Origin of the sequence: Streptomyces brevispora, assembly GCF_007829885.1 — a bacterium.
Lineage (GTDB): Bacteria > Actinomycetota > Actinomycetes > Streptomycetales > Streptomycetaceae > Streptomyces > Streptomyces brevispora.
Window position 1 is genome coordinate 2,130,709 of the sequence record NZ_VIWW01000001.1, and the last position, 16,827, is coordinate 2,147,535.

18 protein-coding genes and 1 pseudogene are annotated in these 16,827 nt (G+C 69.8%); 7 read left to right on the forward strand and 12 right to left on the reverse strand.

Going from position 1 to position 16,827, the window contains the following annotated elements; translation table 11 throughout:
• Window positions 1-16 precede the first annotated feature (16 nt).
• On the reverse strand, window positions 17-565 hold the full coding sequence (locus tag FHX80_RS09775; RefSeq protein ID WP_145763842.1) for an acyl-CoA thioesterase: 549 nt from the start codon (window positions 563-565) through the stop codon (window positions 17-19).
• A 119-nt stretch (window positions 566-684) separates the two neighbouring features.
• Here FHX80_RS09775 and FHX80_RS09780 point away from each other — a divergent pair, with 119 nt between their 5' ends.
• On the forward strand, window positions 685-1,995 hold the full coding sequence (locus tag FHX80_RS09780; RefSeq protein ID WP_145763843.1) for an LCP family protein: 1,311 nt from the start codon (window positions 685-687) through the stop codon (window positions 1,993-1,995).
• A gap of 106 nt (window positions 1,996-2,101) precedes the next feature.
• On the opposite strand, the gene FHX80_RS09785 is transcribed toward FHX80_RS09780, so the two are convergent.
• The 4 genes from FHX80_RS09785 to FHX80_RS09800 form a co-directional block, all read right to left on the reverse strand.
• A complete protein-coding gene (locus tag FHX80_RS09785; protein ID WP_145763844.1) occupies window positions 2,102-2,908 on the reverse strand; it encodes a class I SAM-dependent methyltransferase in 807 nt (268 codons plus the stop codon).
• Window positions 2,905-3,381 carry a hypothetical protein gene (locus FHX80_RS09790; protein ID WP_145763845.1) on the reverse strand — a complete coding sequence of 159 codons (477 nt, stop codon included), beginning with the start codon at window positions 3,379-3,381 and terminating at the stop codon, window positions 2,905-2,907. The genes FHX80_RS09785 and FHX80_RS09790 overlap by 4 nt, the downstream gene beginning before the upstream one ends.
• 147 nt (window positions 3,382-3,528) lie before the next feature.
• A complete protein-coding gene (locus FHX80_RS36735; protein ID WP_208764614.1) occupies window positions 3,529-3,678 on the reverse strand; it encodes a hypothetical protein in 150 nt (49 codons plus the stop codon).
• A 249-nt stretch (window positions 3,679-3,927) separates the two neighbouring features.
• Complete coding sequence (locus FHX80_RS09800; RefSeq protein WP_145767179.1) at window positions 3,928-5,694, reverse strand: FG-GAP repeat domain-containing protein; 1,767 nt, start codon at window positions 5,692-5,694, stop codon at window positions 3,928-3,930.
• Between the two features lie 201 nt (window positions 5,695-5,895).
• Between FHX80_RS09800 and FHX80_RS36355 the strand changes: the two genes are divergently transcribed.
• The gene (locus tag FHX80_RS36355; protein ID WP_280118743.1) at window positions 5,896-6,027 is read left to right on the forward strand and encodes a hypothetical protein; all 132 of its coding nucleotides are present in this window, start codon (window positions 5,896-5,898) and stop codon (window positions 6,025-6,027) included.
• Between the two features lie 32 nt (window positions 6,028-6,059).
• On the opposite strand, the gene FHX80_RS09805 is transcribed toward FHX80_RS36355, so the two are convergent.
• Together FHX80_RS09805 and FHX80_RS09810 are read right to left on the reverse strand one after the other, a co-directional pair.
• Window positions 6,060-6,272, reverse strand: a complete 213-nt coding sequence (locus tag FHX80_RS09805) for a DUF397 domain-containing protein (protein WP_145763846.1) — start codon at window positions 6,270-6,272, stop codon at window positions 6,060-6,062.
• Complete coding sequence (locus FHX80_RS09810) at window positions 6,269-7,147, reverse strand: helix-turn-helix domain-containing protein (protein WP_145763847.1); 879 nt, start codon at window positions 7,145-7,147, stop codon at window positions 6,269-6,271. Before FHX80_RS09810 ends, FHX80_RS09805 begins: the two co-directional genes overlap by 4 nt.
• A 163-nt stretch (window positions 7,148-7,310) precedes the next feature.
• On the opposite strand from FHX80_RS09810, the gene FHX80_RS09815 reads away from it, so the two are divergent.
• The 3 genes from FHX80_RS09815 (at window position 7,311) to FHX80_RS35130 (ending at window position 9,910) form a co-directional block, all read left to right on the forward strand.
• Window positions 7,311-7,736, forward strand: a complete 426-nt coding sequence (locus FHX80_RS09815; RefSeq protein ID WP_244318192.1) for an ATP-binding protein — start codon at window positions 7,311-7,313, stop codon at window positions 7,734-7,736.
• A gap of 572 nt (window positions 7,737-8,308) precedes the next feature.
• On the forward strand, window positions 8,309-9,241 hold the full coding sequence (locus tag FHX80_RS09820; RefSeq protein WP_145767181.1) for an RpnC/YadD family protein: 933 nt from the start codon (window positions 8,309-8,311) through the stop codon (window positions 9,239-9,241).
• Between the two features lie 27 nt (window positions 9,242-9,268).
• Complete coding sequence (locus tag FHX80_RS35130) at window positions 9,269-9,910, forward strand: hypothetical protein (RefSeq protein WP_208764615.1); 642 nt, start codon at window positions 9,269-9,271, stop codon at window positions 9,908-9,910.
• Window positions 9,911-10,052: 142 nt separating this feature from the next.
• On the opposite strand, the gene FHX80_RS09835 is transcribed toward FHX80_RS35130, so the two are convergent.
• Window positions 10,053-11,210 carry an acyl-CoA dehydrogenase gene (locus tag FHX80_RS09835; RefSeq protein ID WP_145767183.1) on the reverse strand — a complete coding sequence of 386 codons (1,158 nt, stop codon included), beginning with the start codon at window positions 11,208-11,210 and terminating at the stop codon, window positions 10,053-10,055.
• A gap of 174 nt (window positions 11,211-11,384) precedes the next feature.
• Between FHX80_RS09835 and FHX80_RS09840 the strand changes: the two genes are divergently transcribed.
• Complete coding sequence (locus FHX80_RS09840; protein ID WP_145763849.1) at window positions 11,385-12,728, forward strand: UDP-glucose dehydrogenase family protein; 1,344 nt, start codon at window positions 11,385-11,387, stop codon at window positions 12,726-12,728.
• 79 nt (window positions 12,729-12,807) lie between these two features.
• Here FHX80_RS09840 and FHX80_RS09845 read toward each other — a convergent pair.
• From FHX80_RS09845 to FHX80_RS09860, 4 genes and pseudogenes are all read right to left on the reverse strand, one after another.
• Window positions 12,808-13,140: pseudogene (locus tag FHX80_RS09845) on the reverse strand (CGNR zinc finger domain-containing protein); the annotation flags it as partial.
• Between the two features lie 32 nt (window positions 13,141-13,172).
• Window positions 13,173-14,366: a dipeptidase gene (locus FHX80_RS09850; protein ID WP_145763850.1), complete on the reverse strand. Its 1,194-nt coding sequence runs from the start codon at window positions 14,364-14,366 to the stop codon at window positions 13,173-13,175.
• 7 nt (window positions 14,367-14,373) lie between these two features.
• Window positions 14,374-14,913, reverse strand: a complete 540-nt coding sequence (gene purE, locus FHX80_RS09855) for a 5-(carboxyamino)imidazole ribonucleotide mutase (protein WP_145763851.1) — start codon at window positions 14,911-14,913, stop codon at window positions 14,374-14,376.
• Complete coding sequence (locus FHX80_RS09860) at window positions 14,910-16,061, reverse strand: 5-(carboxyamino)imidazole ribonucleotide synthase (protein ID WP_208764616.1); 1,152 nt, start codon at window positions 16,059-16,061, stop codon at window positions 14,910-14,912. Before FHX80_RS09860 ends, purE begins: the two co-directional genes overlap by 4 nt.
• 240 nt (window positions 16,062-16,301) lie before the next feature.
• Between FHX80_RS09860 and FHX80_RS09865 the strand changes: the two genes are divergently transcribed.
• Entirely contained in the window at window positions 16,302-16,820 is a 519-nt protein-coding gene (locus FHX80_RS09865; RefSeq protein WP_145763852.1) for a GtrA family protein, read from the forward strand.
• Window positions 16,821-16,827 lie beyond the last annotated feature (7 nt).

Below are 16,827 nucleotides of genomic sequence, written 5' to 3' on the forward strand. Positions count from 1 at the left end.
GGGGGCGCCCGCGGCCTCAGTCCTCGATGCCGTCCGCGGCGCGCTTCTCGCGCAGTTCCTTGATCGCGCGGCGCCGGGCCAGCCGGTGCGTACGGCGGATCTGCGCCTCCTGGTAGCGCCGGTTGTCGCGTTCGGTCTCCGGGATCACCGGCGGTACGACGCGCGGCCTGCCGTCCGCGTCGACCGCCGCGAAGACCAGGTACGCGCTGCCCACCTGCTGGGCCGGGGTCGACTCGTTCCACCGCTCGGCCATGACCCGGACGCCGACCTCCATCGAGGAGCGGCCGGTCCAGTTCACCTGGGCGCGGACGTGAACGAGATCACCCACGCGGACCGGCTCCAGGAAGACCATCTCGTCCATCGAGGCCGTCACCGCGGGACCGCCGGAGTGCCGGCCGGCCACCGCGCCGGCCGCGTCGTCGACCAGCTTCATGATCACGCCGCCGTGCACCGTACCCAGCAGATTGGTGTCGCTGCCGGTCATGATGTGGCTGAGGGTCGTCCGGGAGGCCGCGGTCGGCTTGCCGGGAATGTCGCCCTCCGGGCGCGGGGCCTGATCTGTCATGCCCTCCACCTTATGCGGGGGCTTCGGGCCCGTCGCAATGCATCAGCTTCGCAACAGCCGAGGTCCTATTTAACTCACACCCTGTAATAGCAGGGGGCCGGGCCTGCACACTGGACGGCATGAACGATTGGCCCGAGGGCCGTAACGACGACAACCGCGGCGGCAACCGCTACGGGCAGGGCAGCGCGAGCGACCGGCCCGAGAGCGCCCGCTCGATGCCGCACGTCCAGCACTCCGTCCCGCAGCAGCCCGCCCCGCCCCGGCGGCGCCCCGCACCGGCGCGGCAGCCGCAGGTACCGCAGCAGCCGGGCGGCTACGACGACGGCTCGCAGTACGACAGCGGCTACAACACGGGCCAGGTCTACGGCGGCGGCAACGGCGGGGGTCGCGGTGGCGGCCACGGCGGCGGACCGGGTGACGGCGGCTACGTCCAGGGGCGTCCGTCGGCCGCACCGAACTGGCGCCGCCGGATCAAGATCGGCGCGCTGACCCTCGTGATCGTGGTGCTCGCCGTCTCCATCGGTACGTACTTCTGGGCCGACTCCAAGCTGAAGCGCGAGGTCGACCTCTCCAAGGTCATCGAGCGGCCGAAGGGCGGCGACGGCACGAACTACCTGATCGTCGGGTCGGACAGCCGCGAGGGCATGACCGCCGAGGACAAGAAGAAGCTTCACACCGGTTCCGCCGAAGGCAAACGGACCGACTCGATGATGATCCTGCACGACGGCGGCAACGGCCCGACGCTGGTCTCGCTGCCGCGTGACTCGAACGTCGAGATCCCGTCGTTCAAGGGCTCGGACACGGGCAAGGTCTACCCGGCCCGCGGCCGCTTCACCAAGCTGAACGCCGCGTACGCCGAGGACGGTCCCGAACTGCTGGTCCGCACCGTCGAGTTCAACACCGGGCTGCACATCGACCACTACGTCGAGATCGGCTTCGGCGGCTTCGCCAAGATCGTGGACGCGATCGGCGGGGTGGAGCTCGACATCCCGAAGGCGTTCAAGGACAAGAAGTCCGGCGCCGACTTCAAGGCGGGCAAGCAGACGCTGAACGGCGAGCAGTCCCTGGCCTTCGTCCGGACCCGGTACGCCTTCGCGCGCAGCGACCTGGACCGTACGAAGAACCAGCAGAAGTTCCTCGCGGCGCTGGCGAGCCAGACGGCGACCGCGTCGACGATCCTCAACCCGTTCAAGCTGTACCCGACGATGGGCGCCGGTCTGGACACCCTCGTCGTCGACAAGGACATGTCCCTCTGGGACCTGGGCCAGATGTTCTTCGCCATGAAGGGCGTCACCGGCGGCGACGGCACGTCGATGAACATGCCGATCTCCGGTTCCACGGGCGGCAACCTGGTCTGGAACAAGGCCAAGGTCAAGCAGCTGGTCGAGCAGCTCAACAACGACGAGAAGGTCACCGTCTCCGAAGACTGACGGCGGTCGCGCGGCAGGGCCCGGACGGTTCGCCGTCCGGGCCCTGCCGCGTATGCGGCCGCCCCCGCCACTCCCCCAGGGCCGGGCCCGGCGTACGAGAAGCTGCCTATACCCGTCCCTGAGCCAACAGGGCGAGATGGGGCAGCGCCAACTCCCCGCCCTCCGAGGCGAATTCCTTGCACAGCACGTCGTACTCCCGCTTCGCCGCCGCCACTCCTTCCGGACCCCGGCTGTTGACCAGCTGCCCGATCGCGGCGACGCCGGCGGCGGGACCGGCCCACCAGTCCTCCGGGTCGGCGTGGTGCTCCCAGGACAGCGACTCGCTCCGTACGTCCCTGAGCCCGGCGGCCGTCAGCAGCACCTTCAGCCCGTCCGGGGTGCGCGGGAAGTTGTGCTCCTCGTCGACAGTGGCGAGCCATCCGGGCCGGGTCAGTCCGGCCGCCTCGGCCGCCCGTCCGATCAGCGCCTGGCCCGAGCCCCCCGGCGCCTGCCAGATGGTGACGACGACCCGGCCTCCGGGGCGGGTGATCCGGCGCAGCTCGACGAGCGCGTCCAGCGGGCGGCCCACGTGGTTGAGCACGAAGTTCGCCACGACCGCGTCGAACTCCCCGTCCGGGTACGGGAGCTGGGGAAGCGAGCCGGTCCGGACCTCGACGCCGGGCGCCGCCCGGTGGGTGGCCGCGACCATGCCGGGTTCGGCGTCCACGGCCCGTACGACCGCCCCGCGGGCGACGGCCACCAGCGTCACGCTGCCGCTGCCGCAGCCCACATCGAGCAGCCGCGTCCCGTGTCCCGCACCTGCGGCGTCCAGCAGGGCGGGCACCGTATGGGCGCAGAGGCGGGCGACAGTCCGGGCATAGCTCTCGGCCCGCCCGTCCCAGATCCGCCGCTCACTCACATCGAACGCGGTCATGCGGCACCTCCGGTCGGGCCTTGCGGCTCCACTTCGTCCAGGTCCTCGTAGAGCGCGTCAAGGACGCGCCCCGTGGGCCTGCCCTCCGGCGACAGTTCGGCCAGACACCAGCCGGGCAGCCTCGCCTCGGTCTCGGGCGGGAGATCGCCGTCCGCCGGGTCGGCCAGCCCGTAGAGCAGGCCGAACGCGGTCTCCTTCGCCACCTCGCGGGCTATCTCCCCCAGTTCGCCGGGGGTCAGCCCGAGCCGCAGGGCCCGCTCGACGGCCCCGCCGGCCAGGCCCGCCTTCCGGTAGGCCTCGACCCAGTCGGGCGCCGCCGCGCTCCAGGCGTCGATGTCCTGCCAGACCATGCGCAGGAACCGGTACCGGGCCAGCTGCGGAATGTTCTCCTCGGCCTCCGAGTCGGCCCAGCCCGGCGCGTCGTCGGCGCCCAGTGCTTCGAACAGGCCGGTCAACTCGTCGATGTCCGTCATGGGTAGGGAAGGTACGCCACCGGCCCCGGCGGGACGGAACCGCTCCCGCCCTTGGGTCTTCAGTTCGAACCAGGCGGCGTGCGTCTCGTCTGCCACACCGAAGAAACTGACGGCCGGAATCCTGTCCGCCACCGGGGCGTTCGCGGGCTACACGTACATCGTGAAGTTCCTGGGCGACGTGAGCGGCTTCTCCGGGAGCGAGGTCAGTGCCCTGTTCATGGCTTTCGGTGTGGCGTGTCTGGCCGGGGTGAGCATCACCGGGGTGCTGCTGGACCGCTTCCCGAACTCCGGCCGCACGTGGACACGGTGCGCACCTGGCCGGCCCGGTTCGCCGCCGTGGCCTGCCCGCCCTGGCCGACCGCAGGTCGGTACCGGTAGTTCGGGATCAGGAAGGGCCTTGACCAGCCGTAACACGGCGCTTCGGCTGGCTGCCACTCCGAAGGCGCCGGCCATGCGGGCCGGACCGCCGACGGGCAGGCATGGGCCACGCGCAAGCGCCCCGCCCCCGCGGATCGGGGACAGGGCGCTTCGGGCCGGGCGGAGGGCTCAGTACACGTTGTTGTAGATGTTCCAGCCGTAGCCGATCTTCACACGCTTGGCGATCTTCCCGGTTCCGGTCGACGTGTAGAGGTACACGTCGCCCTTGCCGTCGACACCCACCAGATCGGCCTTGCCGTCACCGTCGATGTCACCCGGTGCGGCGAACTGCTTGTAGATGTTGTACCCGGTGCCGATCTTCACCCGCGCCTTGAGGGGCGCGGCGGCGTTGCCCGTGCCCTTGTAGAGGTACAGGTCGCCCTTGGTGTCACGGGCCACCACGTCGGCGAGACCGTCGCCGCTGAGGTCACCGGCGCCGACGATCTTGGTGTACGTGTTCCAGCCGTAGCCGACCTTGACCTTGGGCTCGAACTTGGTGCCGAGGCCGTTGCCCTTGTACAGGTACAGGTTGCCCTTGGCGTCGCGCGCCAGCAGGTCGCCCTTTCCGTCGCCGCTCAGGTCCCCCGGACCGGTCAGGCTGTCGTACACCTCCCAGCCACGGCCGATGAAGTTTCCCCCGGCGAACAACTGGCCCTGGAAGATCCAGAGTTCATCGGCCTGGCCGTCGTTGCTGAATGAGGAGGCGAGCCAGTACTTCCCCAGGCCCATGCCACCGGCGGGCTCGCCGTACGGGCTGTTGGCATCGCGTGGGAAGAACTGTCCGTTGTTCCTGGACCGGTACCACCAGGCGTAGCCGGAATGGGTACTGGCCAAGAGCGTGTGCTTGCCGTAGTCCGGGTTGCCACCCTCGCCGACGAACTGTGCCGCCTTGTTCCAGCCGGTGCCGCCTGCGACGCGCGGCGCGAAGGTGCCCCGGCCGGTGGACAGGTAGGTGTAGATGACGCCGTCCGGCTTGCGCGCGATGATATCGCCGAGCCCGTCGCCGTCGATGTCGTCCATACCGACGAGCTGGTTGTAGACGTCGAAGCCGTAACCGGTCTTCACACGCGCCTTGAACGGCTTCGCCGGGTCGCCGCTACCGGCGTAGAAGTACAGGTCACCGCCCGTGGTCCGGGCGATGACATCGCCCAGCCCGTCACCGTTGACATCGTTGGCGCCCACGATCTGGTCGTAGACGCCCCAGCCGTAGCCCACCTTGACACCGGGCTTGAAGGGCGCGCCGCCGACCTTGCCGGTGGAGACGTACACGTAGATGTCACCCGAGGGCGTACGCGCCAGCAGGTCGCCGCGGCCGTCACCGTTCAGGTCACCGGGCGCGATCACCTTGTTGTACTTCTGCCAGCCGGTGCCGGACCAGGTAATGGGGCCGGTGCCGGACCAGGTCGAGTGCTGGCGCAGCGAGAGCTTGCCCGTCGCCGACAGCGTGATGACGTCGGACGTACCGTCACCGTCGAGGTCGCCCGGAGCGATGATGTCCTTGGCCATCTCCTCGTTGTCGTCGCGCCGGATCATGTACGGGCCGGCGCCGGTCGTGTTCGTGATGGCGTACAGCTCGCCGTCCAGGCCCCGGTACATTAGGTCGCCGTGCCCGTCGCCGTCCACGTCGAGGCGCGGCTTTACGGGAACGGCCGCCGCCCGTGTGCCCGCGACACCCGCCGCACCGGACTCCTTCGCGGTGCGCTTCGGCAGGACGAGGGTCGGCTGCGAGCCGAGCTCGGGAGCGGACTTCGGGGTGGCGCCGCTCGGGGCGGGCGCCGCGTTGTCGGCCGAGGCCGGAGCCGCCAGCAGCATGCCGGCGGAGAGAACGAGTGCGGTGCAGGCCGCGATCCGGCGCGCGCGCTTCGAGCGCGCGGGAACGGAACGGCCGGTTTCCACAGAAGACAAAGCCCCCCCAGGGGTAAGTAGTGGAACCGGGAGAAACGTCTTCACACGTGCATGGCGTGCAGGGTGAAGCATTCCCGGGATGGTCACAGAACCTACAACTGCGACCATCCGGACTGAAGTCGTTTAGTGCTGAACCAGGTTGCTCCTGGTGCACACCGCACCACCGCTGCCCCGTGACCTGTCACCGCCGGCTTGAACTCCGCGCATCCAGCGGCCCATCGGGCCAGGACTGCGGCGACGGCGGCCTCGGTGGTCGGCGTCGGCGTCGGCGTCGGCGTCGGCGTCGGCGTCGGCGTCGGCGTCGGCGTCGGCGTCGGCAAGTGAGGACTTCCCATGCCGATGCCCGCCAGCGGGGGTCAGGACCGGGCAGCGGCGTACGCGACGAAGGCGACCCACGCGGCGGAACGGTGGGCGAGGCGGGGGCCCCGGAGGTTCTTGGAGTCGCGGACGTGGACCGTGTCCTGAGTGGTCGCGACCTCGACGCAGTCGTTGCCGTCGCCACTGCTGCTGTAGCTGCTCCTGAACCACGCCCACTCGGCAACGGCCCTTGCAGAGGGCTTGTCGATCATGACTCTCCCAGTAATTGCTCGATGAAGACCAGCGACTCCCTCGGCGAGAGGGCCTGGGCCCGGATCATCCCATTGCGCAACTCAAGGATCCTGAGCTGCTTCGGCCCGGTGACCGGACGGCCGCCGAACATCCCCTCGGAACGCCCCACGGCACTGCCGTCGGGGAACTTCAGCACCTCGATCAACCCGCCCGTCCCCGGGTGCTCCTCGCAATGGGTAGGCATCACTTGGATCGACACATTCCGCAATCGCCCTACTTCCAGGAGGCGTTCCAGTTGTCGGCGCCACACCATTGTGCCCCCGACAGGACGGCGCAGCGTCACCTCCTCCTGTACGAAGCTGAGTGACGGGAGCGGGTCACGGTCGAAGATCAACCGCCGGGCCATGCGCGCGGCCACCACACGCTCGATCTCGCCCACCGTGTACGCGGGCAGCCACGATGCGAACAGAGCCCGCATATGCTCCTCGGTCTGAAGGAGTCCATTGATGTTGTGGTGGTGATACGCCTCCACCTCAACGGCCTTGGCCTCCAGCTTCGCCAGATCCCGCACCTTCTTCGGGTACCGGACCTCCGCGACGTCCCGCTTCATCGCGGCGAGCTTCCCGCCCGCACCCAGCACCTCGTCCGCCCTGTCCAGGAACTCGGGCCGGGGGATGCGCCGCCCGCCCTCCACCTTGTAGATCAGGTCCTCGCCGTACCCGATCGCAGCCCCGAACTCACCGGCCCGCAGGCCGGCCGCCTCCCGCCACGCCTTGATCTGGCGGCCCACGGCGGCGACCACCGCGACGCCGGGCTCGTCATCGGGATCGACGTCCCAACCGGGCTCGTCCGCCCCGCCACCGCTCTGTTCCGTACCGACCCCGTCCGCGCTCATCCGTGCCCCACTTCCGACGTGCCTGCCGTGATTCCTCAACGGCTTCCGTTCCCCGCACGTCACGCCGGACAGCCGGGACAGCACTGGACAAGCCCCGGACAATCACCGTACGCAAGGGCTCATTCACTGTGCACGGTACGCGGACGCCGCCACGCTGAGTGATGTGAACCAACCAACTGCCATCCCCCAACGCCCCACCACCAGGCGCGCTTTCACCGTGCTGCTCTCCCCCACCCGTCGGGGCGCCCGCCTCGCCCGACTGCTCACCGTGGCCCATCTCAGCCTCTGGGGGCTGCCTTCGGAGTCGGCCGCGCACATCGTCGCGGAGCTGGCCGCCAACGCCACCGTGCACGGCCGGGTGCAGGGAAGGGACTTCCAACTGGGCCTCACCGTGCGCGGGGAGGCGCTGCTGCGGATCGAGGTGACCGACACCCGGGGCGATCGTCTGCCCGTCCCGTCCGCCCCCGGGGACGACGCGGAGGGCGGCCGGGGTCTCCTCATCGTCGAGGCGCTCGCCGACCTGTGGGGCGTCATTCCTGGTCCGGTCCCGCGCAAGACGGTCTGGGCGGAACTCGACCTCGTGCCGTGACCGACTCCACCGGGTCGTGGACGCCCGCGACCCCCTCGGCCACGACCCGGTGGGCCACGACGCGGCTGCCCACGACGTCCAAAGGCTTTAAAGAACCTGAGAAACAACCCAACCCAGCCCCGCCCCGCCTCGTCCCGACCCCATCACTCACACGGGTGATAAATGGCAACTGGGCTGGTTTTGAGGTGGGTTGGCTGGCATATGCTCGCGGCGAAACCCACAGACACGAGACGGCCCCGGCAGGGACAACAATCCCGGCCGAGGCCTGACCACGAGGAAGAAGACCCTTCCCGATGGATACCCCGCAGATTAGCGCGCCCCCGTGCACCCCGCCCGGCTCCCCCGGCTTCCCGAGTGACGTCACACCGACATCCGGTGTCCTCCACGTCAACACCCGCCACATCTCCGGCTTCACGGTCATCGGCAACCACCTCGCCCAGCACTGCGACCTCTCCCTCATCGCGATCGGGCTCGCCGCGCACATCCAGTCGCTGCCCGCCGGAGCGAAGGTCGGCATCAAGGTCCTCGTCGAACGCTTCCCGTACACCCACCCTCAACCCGAACGGATCTGCATGGTCAGCTCACCGCACGAAGCGATGCACCGCATCTTCCAGGAGTACCCGGGCCTCTTCTCCCGCGTGTCCGAAGTGCTGGGCATCGACATCCCGCCACCCACCTCGGTCACCATCCTGCCCACCGACCTCACCGAAGCCCGACCCGTCGAACGCCGGGTCGACACCCTCCTGCGCATCGAAACGCGGGACGACGGGCCCTTCCTGCTCGCCATCGAGTCCCAGGGCAAGAAGGACCCGGGCAAGACGACCAGTTGGCCCTACTACGTCACCTACCTGCACAACAGGTACGGCGGACTGCCCGTCCTGCTCCTGGTCGTCTGCCAGGACCACGCCACCGCCGAATGGGCCGCCCGGCCCCTCACCATCGGCCTCCGCCAATGGCAGACGCTGACCCTCAACCCCCTCGTCGCGGGGCCGCACAACATGCCCGTCATCACCAACGTGGCCGATGCCCGCAAGGACCTCGCCCTCGCCACTCTCGCCGCCATCACACACGCCGACAATCCGGACGTCGGTGCCATACTGAAAACGCTGTCCGCCGCGCTGCGGGAGGCACCGGAAGACATCGCCGACCCCATCGTCGAGCTCACCGCACAGGGCCTGGGCAACCGCCCGGCCGCACAACAGTGGAGGAACCTGGTGGCCGTGGATACCTCTTTCTACAAGTCCTTCATGTCGGAGGAAATCCGGGACGAAGGCCGGGTCGAAGGCCGGGTCGAAGGCCGAGCCGAAGGCCTAGCCGAAGGCCTAGCCGAAGGCCAGGCAAGGGGCCTCCTGCTGATCTTCGAAGTACGCGGCATCGCCGTCACCAACAAGATCCGCGAGAAGATCACCAACTGCAGCGACCCCCAGCTCCTGAGCCAGTGGCTCGAAAACGCAACCACCGCCTCCTCTGCCGAGGAAGTCGTCGGACAGCCGCAGGCGGACTGACAGAGCCCCATGCATACGGCCTCCGGCGTGACGCCGGAGGCCGTAGTGCCGCAGGTGGCCGAGCGGAACACACCCTCAAGACGTGGCGCTGCCCTGCCGACCGCCAGTCGCGCGCCGACTCACCATCATCACGACGAGGCCGATCAGCAGAAGCACGCTGCCGGTCAGAGTTCCCCACTGGCGGGTGCCGGAGTCACTGAGGACCAACAGGAACAGCACCTGATGGCACAGCGCGAAGGCAACCAGCAACTGGCCCCAGCCGTAGAGGCGGGGGCGGAGGATCGGCAGTCGGTTCGTGGGGAGCACCCACCCACGAGTAACCGCCGCTACGCCGGAGGCGGCGATCCCCTCGTCGAGCTCACCGCACAGGGCCTGGGCAACCGCCCGGCCGCACAACAGTGGAGGAACCTGGTGGCCGTGGATACCTCTTTCTACAAGTCCTTCATGTCGGAGGAAATCCGGGACGAAGGCCGGGTCGAAGGCCGAGCCGAAGGCCTAGCCGAAGGCCAGGCAAAGGGCCTCCTGCTGATCTTCGAAGTACGCGGCATCGCCGTCACCGACCAGATCCGCGAGAAGATCACCAACTGCAGCGACCCCCAGCTCCTCAACCGGTGGCTCAAACACGCAATCACCGCCTCCTCCGCCGAGGAAGTCTTCGCCGAGGAGTAGAGCCGCATGAGCAGCCCCGGGCCCTCGCGCTCCGAGGCAGCACCCCTCGCGGCTCGGGCCCCGGACAGCGCAGCGCCCCGCACCCGGCGTGAACAGGGCGCGGGGCGCGGGTCTCGCACGGGCGGGACTCGTGGCCGAGGTACTACGGCAGGTTGCGGGCCATGACGATCCGCTGGACCTGATTCGTGCCCTCGTAGATCTGGGTGATCTTCGCGTCCCGCATCATCCGCTCCACCGGGTAGTCCCGCGTGTAGCCGTAGCCGCCCAGCAGCTGGACCGCGTCCGTGGTGACCTCCATCGCCACGTCGGAGGCGAAGCACTTGGCCGCGGCGCCGAAGAAGGTGAGGTCGCTGTCGAGGCGCTCGGACTTGGCGGCGGCCGAGTAGGTGAGCTGGCGGGCCGCCTCCAGCTTCATGGCCATGTCGGCGAGCATGAACTGGACGCCCTGGAAGTCGCCGATCGGCTTGCCGAACTGCTTGCGCTCCTGGACGTAGCCCTTGGCGTAGTCGAGTGCGCCCTGGGCGACACCGAGGGCCTGGGCGGCGATCGTGATGCGGGTGTGGTCGAGGGTCTTCATCGCGGTGGCGAAGCCGGTGCCCTCCTCGCCGATCATGCGGTCGGCGGGGATCCGTACGTTGTCGAAGTAGACCTCGCGGGTCGGGGAGCCCTTGATGCCGAGCTTCTTCTCCGGGGCGCCGAAGGAGACGCCCTCGTCCGACTTCTCGACGACGAAGGCCGAGATGCCCTTGGACCGCTTGGTCGGGTCGGTGACCGCCATGACCGTGTAGTACTCGGACACGCCCGCGTTGGTGATCCAGCGCTTCACGCCGTTGAGGACCCAGAAGTCGCCGTCGCGGACGGCCTTGGTCTTCATGCCGGCGGCGTCGGAGCCCGCGTCGGGCTCGGAGAGGCAGTACGAGAACATGCCGTCGCCCTTGGCGAGCGGGCGCAGGTACTTCTTCTTCAGGTCCTCGGAACCGGAAAGGATCACCGGGAGGGAGCCGAGCTTGTTCACGGCCGGGATGAGGGAGGACGAGGCGCAGACGCGGGCCACCTCCTCGATCACGATGACGGTGGCGAGCGCGTCGGCGCCGGCGCCGCCGTACTCCTCCGGCACGTGGACCGCGTGCAGGTCCGAGGCGGTGAGGGCGTCCAGCGCCTCCTGCGGGAAGCGGGCCTCCTCGTCGACCGCGGCCGCGAACGGGGCGATCTTCGCCTCGGCGAGCGCACGCACCGTCTCACGGAGCATGTCGTGCTCCTCGGCCGGACGGTACAGGTCGAAATCGGTCGAACCCGCCAAGACTCTCACTCCCCAGGACGCTAACTACCGTTAAGTAACACAATTTTAGGTGTCTGCCCCGGCAATGGCATACGGGCTGGGGCCGTGAGCTTCGCGACAACCGGAATGGAGCGATTCAAGGGCAGGACTATGCTCGTTCACCGCACGTCTGTCCGCACCTCACAGGAGCACTACATGGCCCTCAGGATCACTGTGATCGGCACCGGCTACCTCGGCGCCACCCACGCCGCGGCCATGGCGGAACTGGGCTTCGAAGTGCTGGGCCTCGATGTCGTGCCCGAGAAGATCGAGCTGCTGTCGGCCGGCCGGGTCCCGATGTACGAGCCGGGGCTCGAGGAGATCCTGAAGAAGCACGTCGCGGGCATCGCGGGTTCCAGTGGGCGGCTGCGGTTCACCACCTCGTGGGAAGAGGTGGCGGAATTCGGTGATGTGCACTTCGTCTGCGTGAACACCCCGCAGAAGCACGGCGAGTACGCCTGCGACATGAGCTACGTGGACAGTGCCTTCGAGTCGCTCGCCCCTCTCCTGACCCGGCCCGCCCTGGTGGTCGGCAAGTCCACCGTGCCGGTCGGCTCCGCGGCCCGGCTCGCGGCGCGGCTCGCCGAGCTCGCACCCGTGGGCGACGCGGCCGAACTGGCGTGGAACCCGGAGTTCCTGCGCGAGGGCTTCGCCGTCAAGGACACGCTGCACCCGGACCGGATCGTCGTCGGGGTGGCGAGCGAGCGGGCCGAGAAGCTGCTGCGCGAGGTGTACGCGGTACCGGTCGCGGAGGGGTCCCCGTTCGTGGTGACGGACTTCCCGACCGCCGAACTGGTGAAGACCTCCGCCAACTCCTTCCTGGCCACCAAGATCTCCTTCATCAACGCCATGGCGGAGGTCTGCGAGGCCGCCGACGGCGATGTGGTGAAGCTGGCCGAAGCGATCGGCCACGACGAGCGGATCGGGAAGAAGTTCCTGCGCGCGGGCATCGGTTTCGGCGGCGGATGCCTGCCCAAGGACATCCGGGCCTTCATGGCGCGCGCCGGTGAGCTGGGCGCCGACCAGGCGCTGACCTTCCTCCGCGAGGTCGACTCCATCAACATGCGGCGCCGGGGCCACATGGTGGAGCTGGCCCGGGAGGCGGTCGGCGGCGACTCGTTCCTCGGCAAGCGGGTGGGCGTCCTGGGCGCCACCTTCAAGCCCGACTCGGACGACGTACGCGACTCACCGGCCCTGAACGTCGCGGGGCAGATCCACCTCCAGGGCGGCCAGGTCACGGTCTTCGACCCGAAGGGCATGGACAACGCCCGCCGCCTCTTCCCCACACTCGGTTACGCGGACACGGCCCTGGACGCGGTGCGCGGCGCGGACGTCGTGCTGCACCTGACGGAGTGGAGCGAGTTCTGCGACCTGGACCCGGCGCTGCTGGGCGAGGCCGCCGGCCGCCGGATCATCCTGGACGGGCGCAACGCGCTGGACCCGGTGGTGTGGCGCGAGGCCGGGTGGACGTTCCGGGCGATGGGGCGGCCGAAGGCCTGAGGCCCGGGGTCCGGGGCCCGGGGCCCGGGGCCCGACCGCTGGCGCCCGCGCCGCTGATCGCTGGGGCCCGCGCCGCGTTTCAGCCGCGCTTCGCGCGGTACGTGCGCATCTTCGCGCGGGCGCCGCACACCGACATCGAGCACCAGCGGCGGCGTCCCGCCGGGCTGCGGTCGTAGTACGCCCAACGGCAGTCCGCCGCCTCGCACACCTTGAGCCGGTCCCAGGTCCCGTCCGCCGACGCGGTGGCGATGGCCGCCGCGACCCGGGCGGTCAGTCCGGGCGGCTCCTCGACGGGACGCAGCGCCGCGACGCCCGTCTCGTCCACGGTGACGCGCAGGGGCGCGTCGGCGAGCAGTCGGTCGAGCCGGGACACCGCCTCACCCCCGGGCGGGACGTGACCGGCGTGGGCGAGGCGGCCGGACACCCCGGCCGCGGTTCGGCCTTTCAGGCCGTCGGGGTGTCCAGCTGCTCGATCGTGGCGTGCGACGGGCCGCGGCGGGCGGACAGGTCGCGGGACACGTCCTGGGCGGCGCGCAGCACCCGTACCGCGTTCTGCCAGGTGAGCTTGGCCAGGTCGGCGGCAGACCAGCCGCGGCCCAGCAGCTCCGCGATCAGGTTCGGGTAGCCCGCGACGTCCTCCAGGCCCTGCGGGAGGAACGCGGTGCCGTCGTAGTCGCCGCCGATGCCGATGTGATCGATCCCGGCGGTCTCGCGCATGTGGTCGAGGTGGTCCGCGATCGTCGCCACGGTCGCCATCGGCCGCGGGTTCGCCGCCTCGAACGCGGCGTGGATCTTCATCGCCCGCTCGGTGGTGTCCAGGTGGTGCAGGCCCTGGGCGCGCATGTTCTCGTCCGCGGAGTGGGTCCAGGCGACGGCCTCCGGCAGGACGAACTTCGGCACGAAGGTCGCCATGGCGATGCCGCCGTTCGCCGGAAGCCGCTCCAGGACGTCGTCGGGGATGTTGCGCGGGTGGTCGCAGATCGCCCGCGCCGAGGAGTGCGAGAACATCACCGGCGCGGTGGATGTGCGCAGGGCGTCGCGCATCGTCGTGGCCGCTACGTGCGAGAGGTCGACCAGCATGCCGGTGCGGTTCATCTCCCGTACGACCTCGTGGCCGAACGGCGAGAGGCCGCCGACACCCGGGTCGTCGGTCGCCGAGTCCGCCCAGGCGATGTTGTCGTTGTGGGTCAGCGTCATGTAGCGGACGCCGAGGGCGTGCAGCGCGCGCAGCGTGCCCAGCGAGTTGTTGATGGAGTGGCCGCCCTCGGCGCCCATCAGGGAGGCGATACGGCCCTCGGCGCGGGCCGCCTCCATGTCGTCGGCCGTCAGCGCGCGCCGCAGGTCGGCGGGGTGGCGGGCCAGCAGTTCGGCGACCGCGTCGATCTGTTCCAGGGTGGCGCTGACGGCGTCGTCGCCCGCCATGTCGGACCGTACGTAGACGGACCAGAACTGCGCGCCGACGCCGCCGGCGCGCAGTCGCGGGATGTCGGTGTGCAGATGGGCCGACTGGTCGGTGGCGATGTCCCGGGCGTCCAGGTCGTAGTTGACCTGTTCGCGCAGCGCCCACGGCAGGTCGTTGTGACCGTCGACGACGGGGTGCTCGGCGAGGAGTTCCCGGGCCCGCTCCAGCTGGTCCATCGCCGCTCTACTTTCCGAAGCCGAAGGAGTCGGAGCCCTTGACCTTGCTGCGCAGGCGCTTGCCCTTCTCGGTGGCCTGGTCGTTGAGGTCCTTCTGGAACTCGACCATGCGGGCCTGCAGCTCACCGTCGTGGGCGGCGAGGATACGGGCCGCCAGCAGGCCCGCGTTGCGTGCGCCCGCGACCGAGACGGTGGCGACGGGGACGCCCGCGGGCATCTGCACGATGGAGAGCAGGCTGTCCATGCCGTCCAGGTACTTCAGCGGGACCGGTACGCCGATGACCGGCAGCGGGGTGACCGAGGCGAGCATGCCGGGCAGGTGGGCGGCGCCGCCCGCGCCCGCGATGATCGCCTTCAGGCCGCGGGCCGCGGCGTTCTCCCCGTACGCGATCATTTCGTGCGGCATGCGGTGGGCGGAGACGACGTCGACCTCGTAGGGGATCTCGAACTCGTCGAGGGCCTTGGCCGCTGCTTCCATGACGGGCCAGTCGGAGTCGGAGCCCATGACGATGCCGACGACCGGTGCGGCGGAGGCGGGGGGTGTCATTCGGTGATCGTTCCTCGCAGGTAGTCGGCCGCGTGCCGGGCGCGCTCTCGCACATCCGCCAGGTCGTCGCCGTAGGTGTTGACGTGGCCGACCTTGCGGCCCGGCTTCACGTCCTTTCCGTACATGTGGATCTTGAGCTGCGGGTCGCGGGCCATGCAGTGCAGGTAGGCCTGGTACATGTCCGGGTAGTCGCCGCCGAGGACGTTACTCATGACCGTCCAGGTGGCGCGCGGGCGCGGGTCGCCGAGCGGGAGGTCGAGGACGGCCCGGACGTGGTTGGCGAACTGCGAGGTCACCGCACCGTCCTGGGTCCAGTGCCCGGAGTTGTGCGGGCGCATCGCCAGCTCGTTGACGAGGATCGCGGGCTTCCCGTCGGGTCCCCGGGTCTCGAACAGCTCGACCGCGAGGTGGCCGACCACACCCAGCTCGGCCGCGATCCGCAGCGCGAGCTGCTGGGCCTCGCCGGCGAGCCGCTCGTCCAGCTCGGGGGCCGGGGCGATGACCGTGTCGCAGACGCCGTTGACCTGGACGGACTCGACGACCGGGTAGGCGACGGCCTGGCCGTGCGGTGAGCGCACGATGTTCGCCGCCAGCTCCCGTACGAAGTCGACCTTCTCCTCGGCGAGGACCGGGACACCGGCCCGGAAGGGGTCGGCCGCGTCCGCCTCGGAGCGGACCACCCAGACGCCCTTGCCGTCGTAGCCGCCGCGCACCGTCTTGAGGATGACGGGGAAGCCGCCGACCTCGTGGGCGAAGGCCGCGGCGTCGGCCGGGTCCTTCACGATGCGGTGGCGGGGGCAGGGCGCGCCGATCTCGGTGAGCTTCGCGCGCATCACCCCCTTGTCCTGGGCGTGCACCAGCGCGTCGGGGCCGGGGCGCACGGGGATGCCGTCCGCCTCCAGGGCCCGCAGATGCTCGGTCGGGACGTGCTCGTGATCGAAGGTGATCACGTCACAGCCGCGCGCGAAGGCACGCAGCGTCTCCAGGTCGCGATAGTCGCCCACGACGACTTCGCTCACGACCTGGGCCGCCGAGTCCTGAGCGGTGTCACTGAGGAGCTTGAACCTGATGCCGAGGGGGATGCCCGCCTCGTGGGTCATACGGGCGAGCTGACCGCCACCGACCATGCCGACTACCGGAAACGTCACTCCTCCAGGGTATCCGCACGCCCCGCCGCCGCCCGACGATGCCCTGCGGGCGGGATGCGGCGGAAGATGTCGGCGGTATGCGGCAGGTGCCGCACGGGACCGGCGGCGACGACCGGAGCCGGGTGTCACGGCCTCGCCGCACCCGCACCGGTACCCACAGGCGCCCGGTGGACGGGCTGGATAGCATGACCGGGTTGACGGAACCTGAAGACGAACCGACAGACGGGCAGAGCAATCACCATGAGTGAACGGGGCGCACTGCGGGCCCGGCTGGATCTGCTGGCCCGGGAGGCCGCCAAGTTCGGCGTGGTCGGCGCGGTCGGTCTGGTCGTCAATATCGCGGTGTCCAACCTGCTGTGGCGCTACACGGACATCCCCACGGTCCGGGCGGGACTGCTGGCGACGTTCGTCGCCATCCTCTGCAACTACGTCGGCTTCCGCTACTGGACGTACCGGGACCGCGACAAGAGCGGCCGGACCCGGGAACTGACGCTGTTCCTGCTGTTCAGCGCGGTGGGCGCGGTCATCGAGACCGGGGTTCTGTACACGGCTACGTACGGGTTCGGCTGGAACAGCCCGGTCCAGAGCAACGTCTTCAAGATCATCGGAATCGGCGTCGCGACGCTGTTCCGCTTCTGGTCGTACCGGAGCTGGGTGTTCAAGGCGCTGCCCGACAAAGGGGCCGTACTGAGTGAGGCGGCCGTGCCCACGCCCGCGGCCCCCGCTGCGCGGGTCGAGGTGGATGCGGTGCCGCAGTAACGGGCGC

Excerpts from the sequence above, each read along its gene's own strand:
- FHX80_RS09775 (WP_145763842.1), bottom strand. The coding sequence starts at position 565 with ATGACAGATCAGGCCCCGCGCCCGGAGGGCGACATTCCCGGCAAGCCG.
- FHX80_RS09780 (WP_145763843.1), top strand. The coding sequence starts at position 685 with ATGAACGATTGGCCCGAGGGCCGTAACGACGACAACCGCGGCGGCAAC.
- FHX80_RS09785 (WP_145763844.1), bottom strand. The coding sequence starts at position 2,908 with ATGACCGCGTTCGATGTGAGTGAGCGGCGGATCTGGGACGGGCGGGCC.
- FHX80_RS09790 (WP_145763845.1), bottom strand. The coding sequence starts at position 3,381 with ATGACGGACATCGACGAGTTGACCGGCCTGTTCGAAGCACTGGGCGCC.
- FHX80_RS09805 (WP_145763846.1), bottom strand. The coding sequence starts at position 6,272 with ATGATCGACAAGCCCTCTGCAAGGGCCGTTGCCGAGTGGGCGTGGTTC.
- FHX80_RS09810 (WP_145763847.1), bottom strand. The coding sequence starts at position 7,147 with ATGAGCGCGGACGGGGTCGGTACGGAACAGAGCGGTGGCGGGGCGGAC.
- FHX80_RS09820 (WP_145767181.1), top strand. The coding sequence starts at position 8,309 with ATGGTCAGCTCACCGCACGAAGCGATGCACCGCATCTTCCAGGAGTAC.
- FHX80_RS09840 (WP_145763849.1), top strand. The coding sequence starts at position 11,385 with ATGGCCCTCAGGATCACTGTGATCGGCACCGGCTACCTCGGCGCCACC.
- FHX80_RS09850 (WP_145763850.1), bottom strand. The coding sequence starts at position 14,366 with ATGGACCAGCTGGAGCGGGCCCGGGAACTCCTCGCCGAGCACCCCGTC.
- purE (WP_145763851.1), bottom strand. The coding sequence starts at position 14,913 with ATGACACCCCCCGCCTCCGCCGCACCGGTCGTCGGCATCGTCATGGGC.
- FHX80_RS09865 (WP_145763852.1), top strand. The coding sequence starts at position 16,302 with ATGAGTGAACGGGGCGCACTGCGGGCCCGGCTGGATCTGCTGGCCCGG.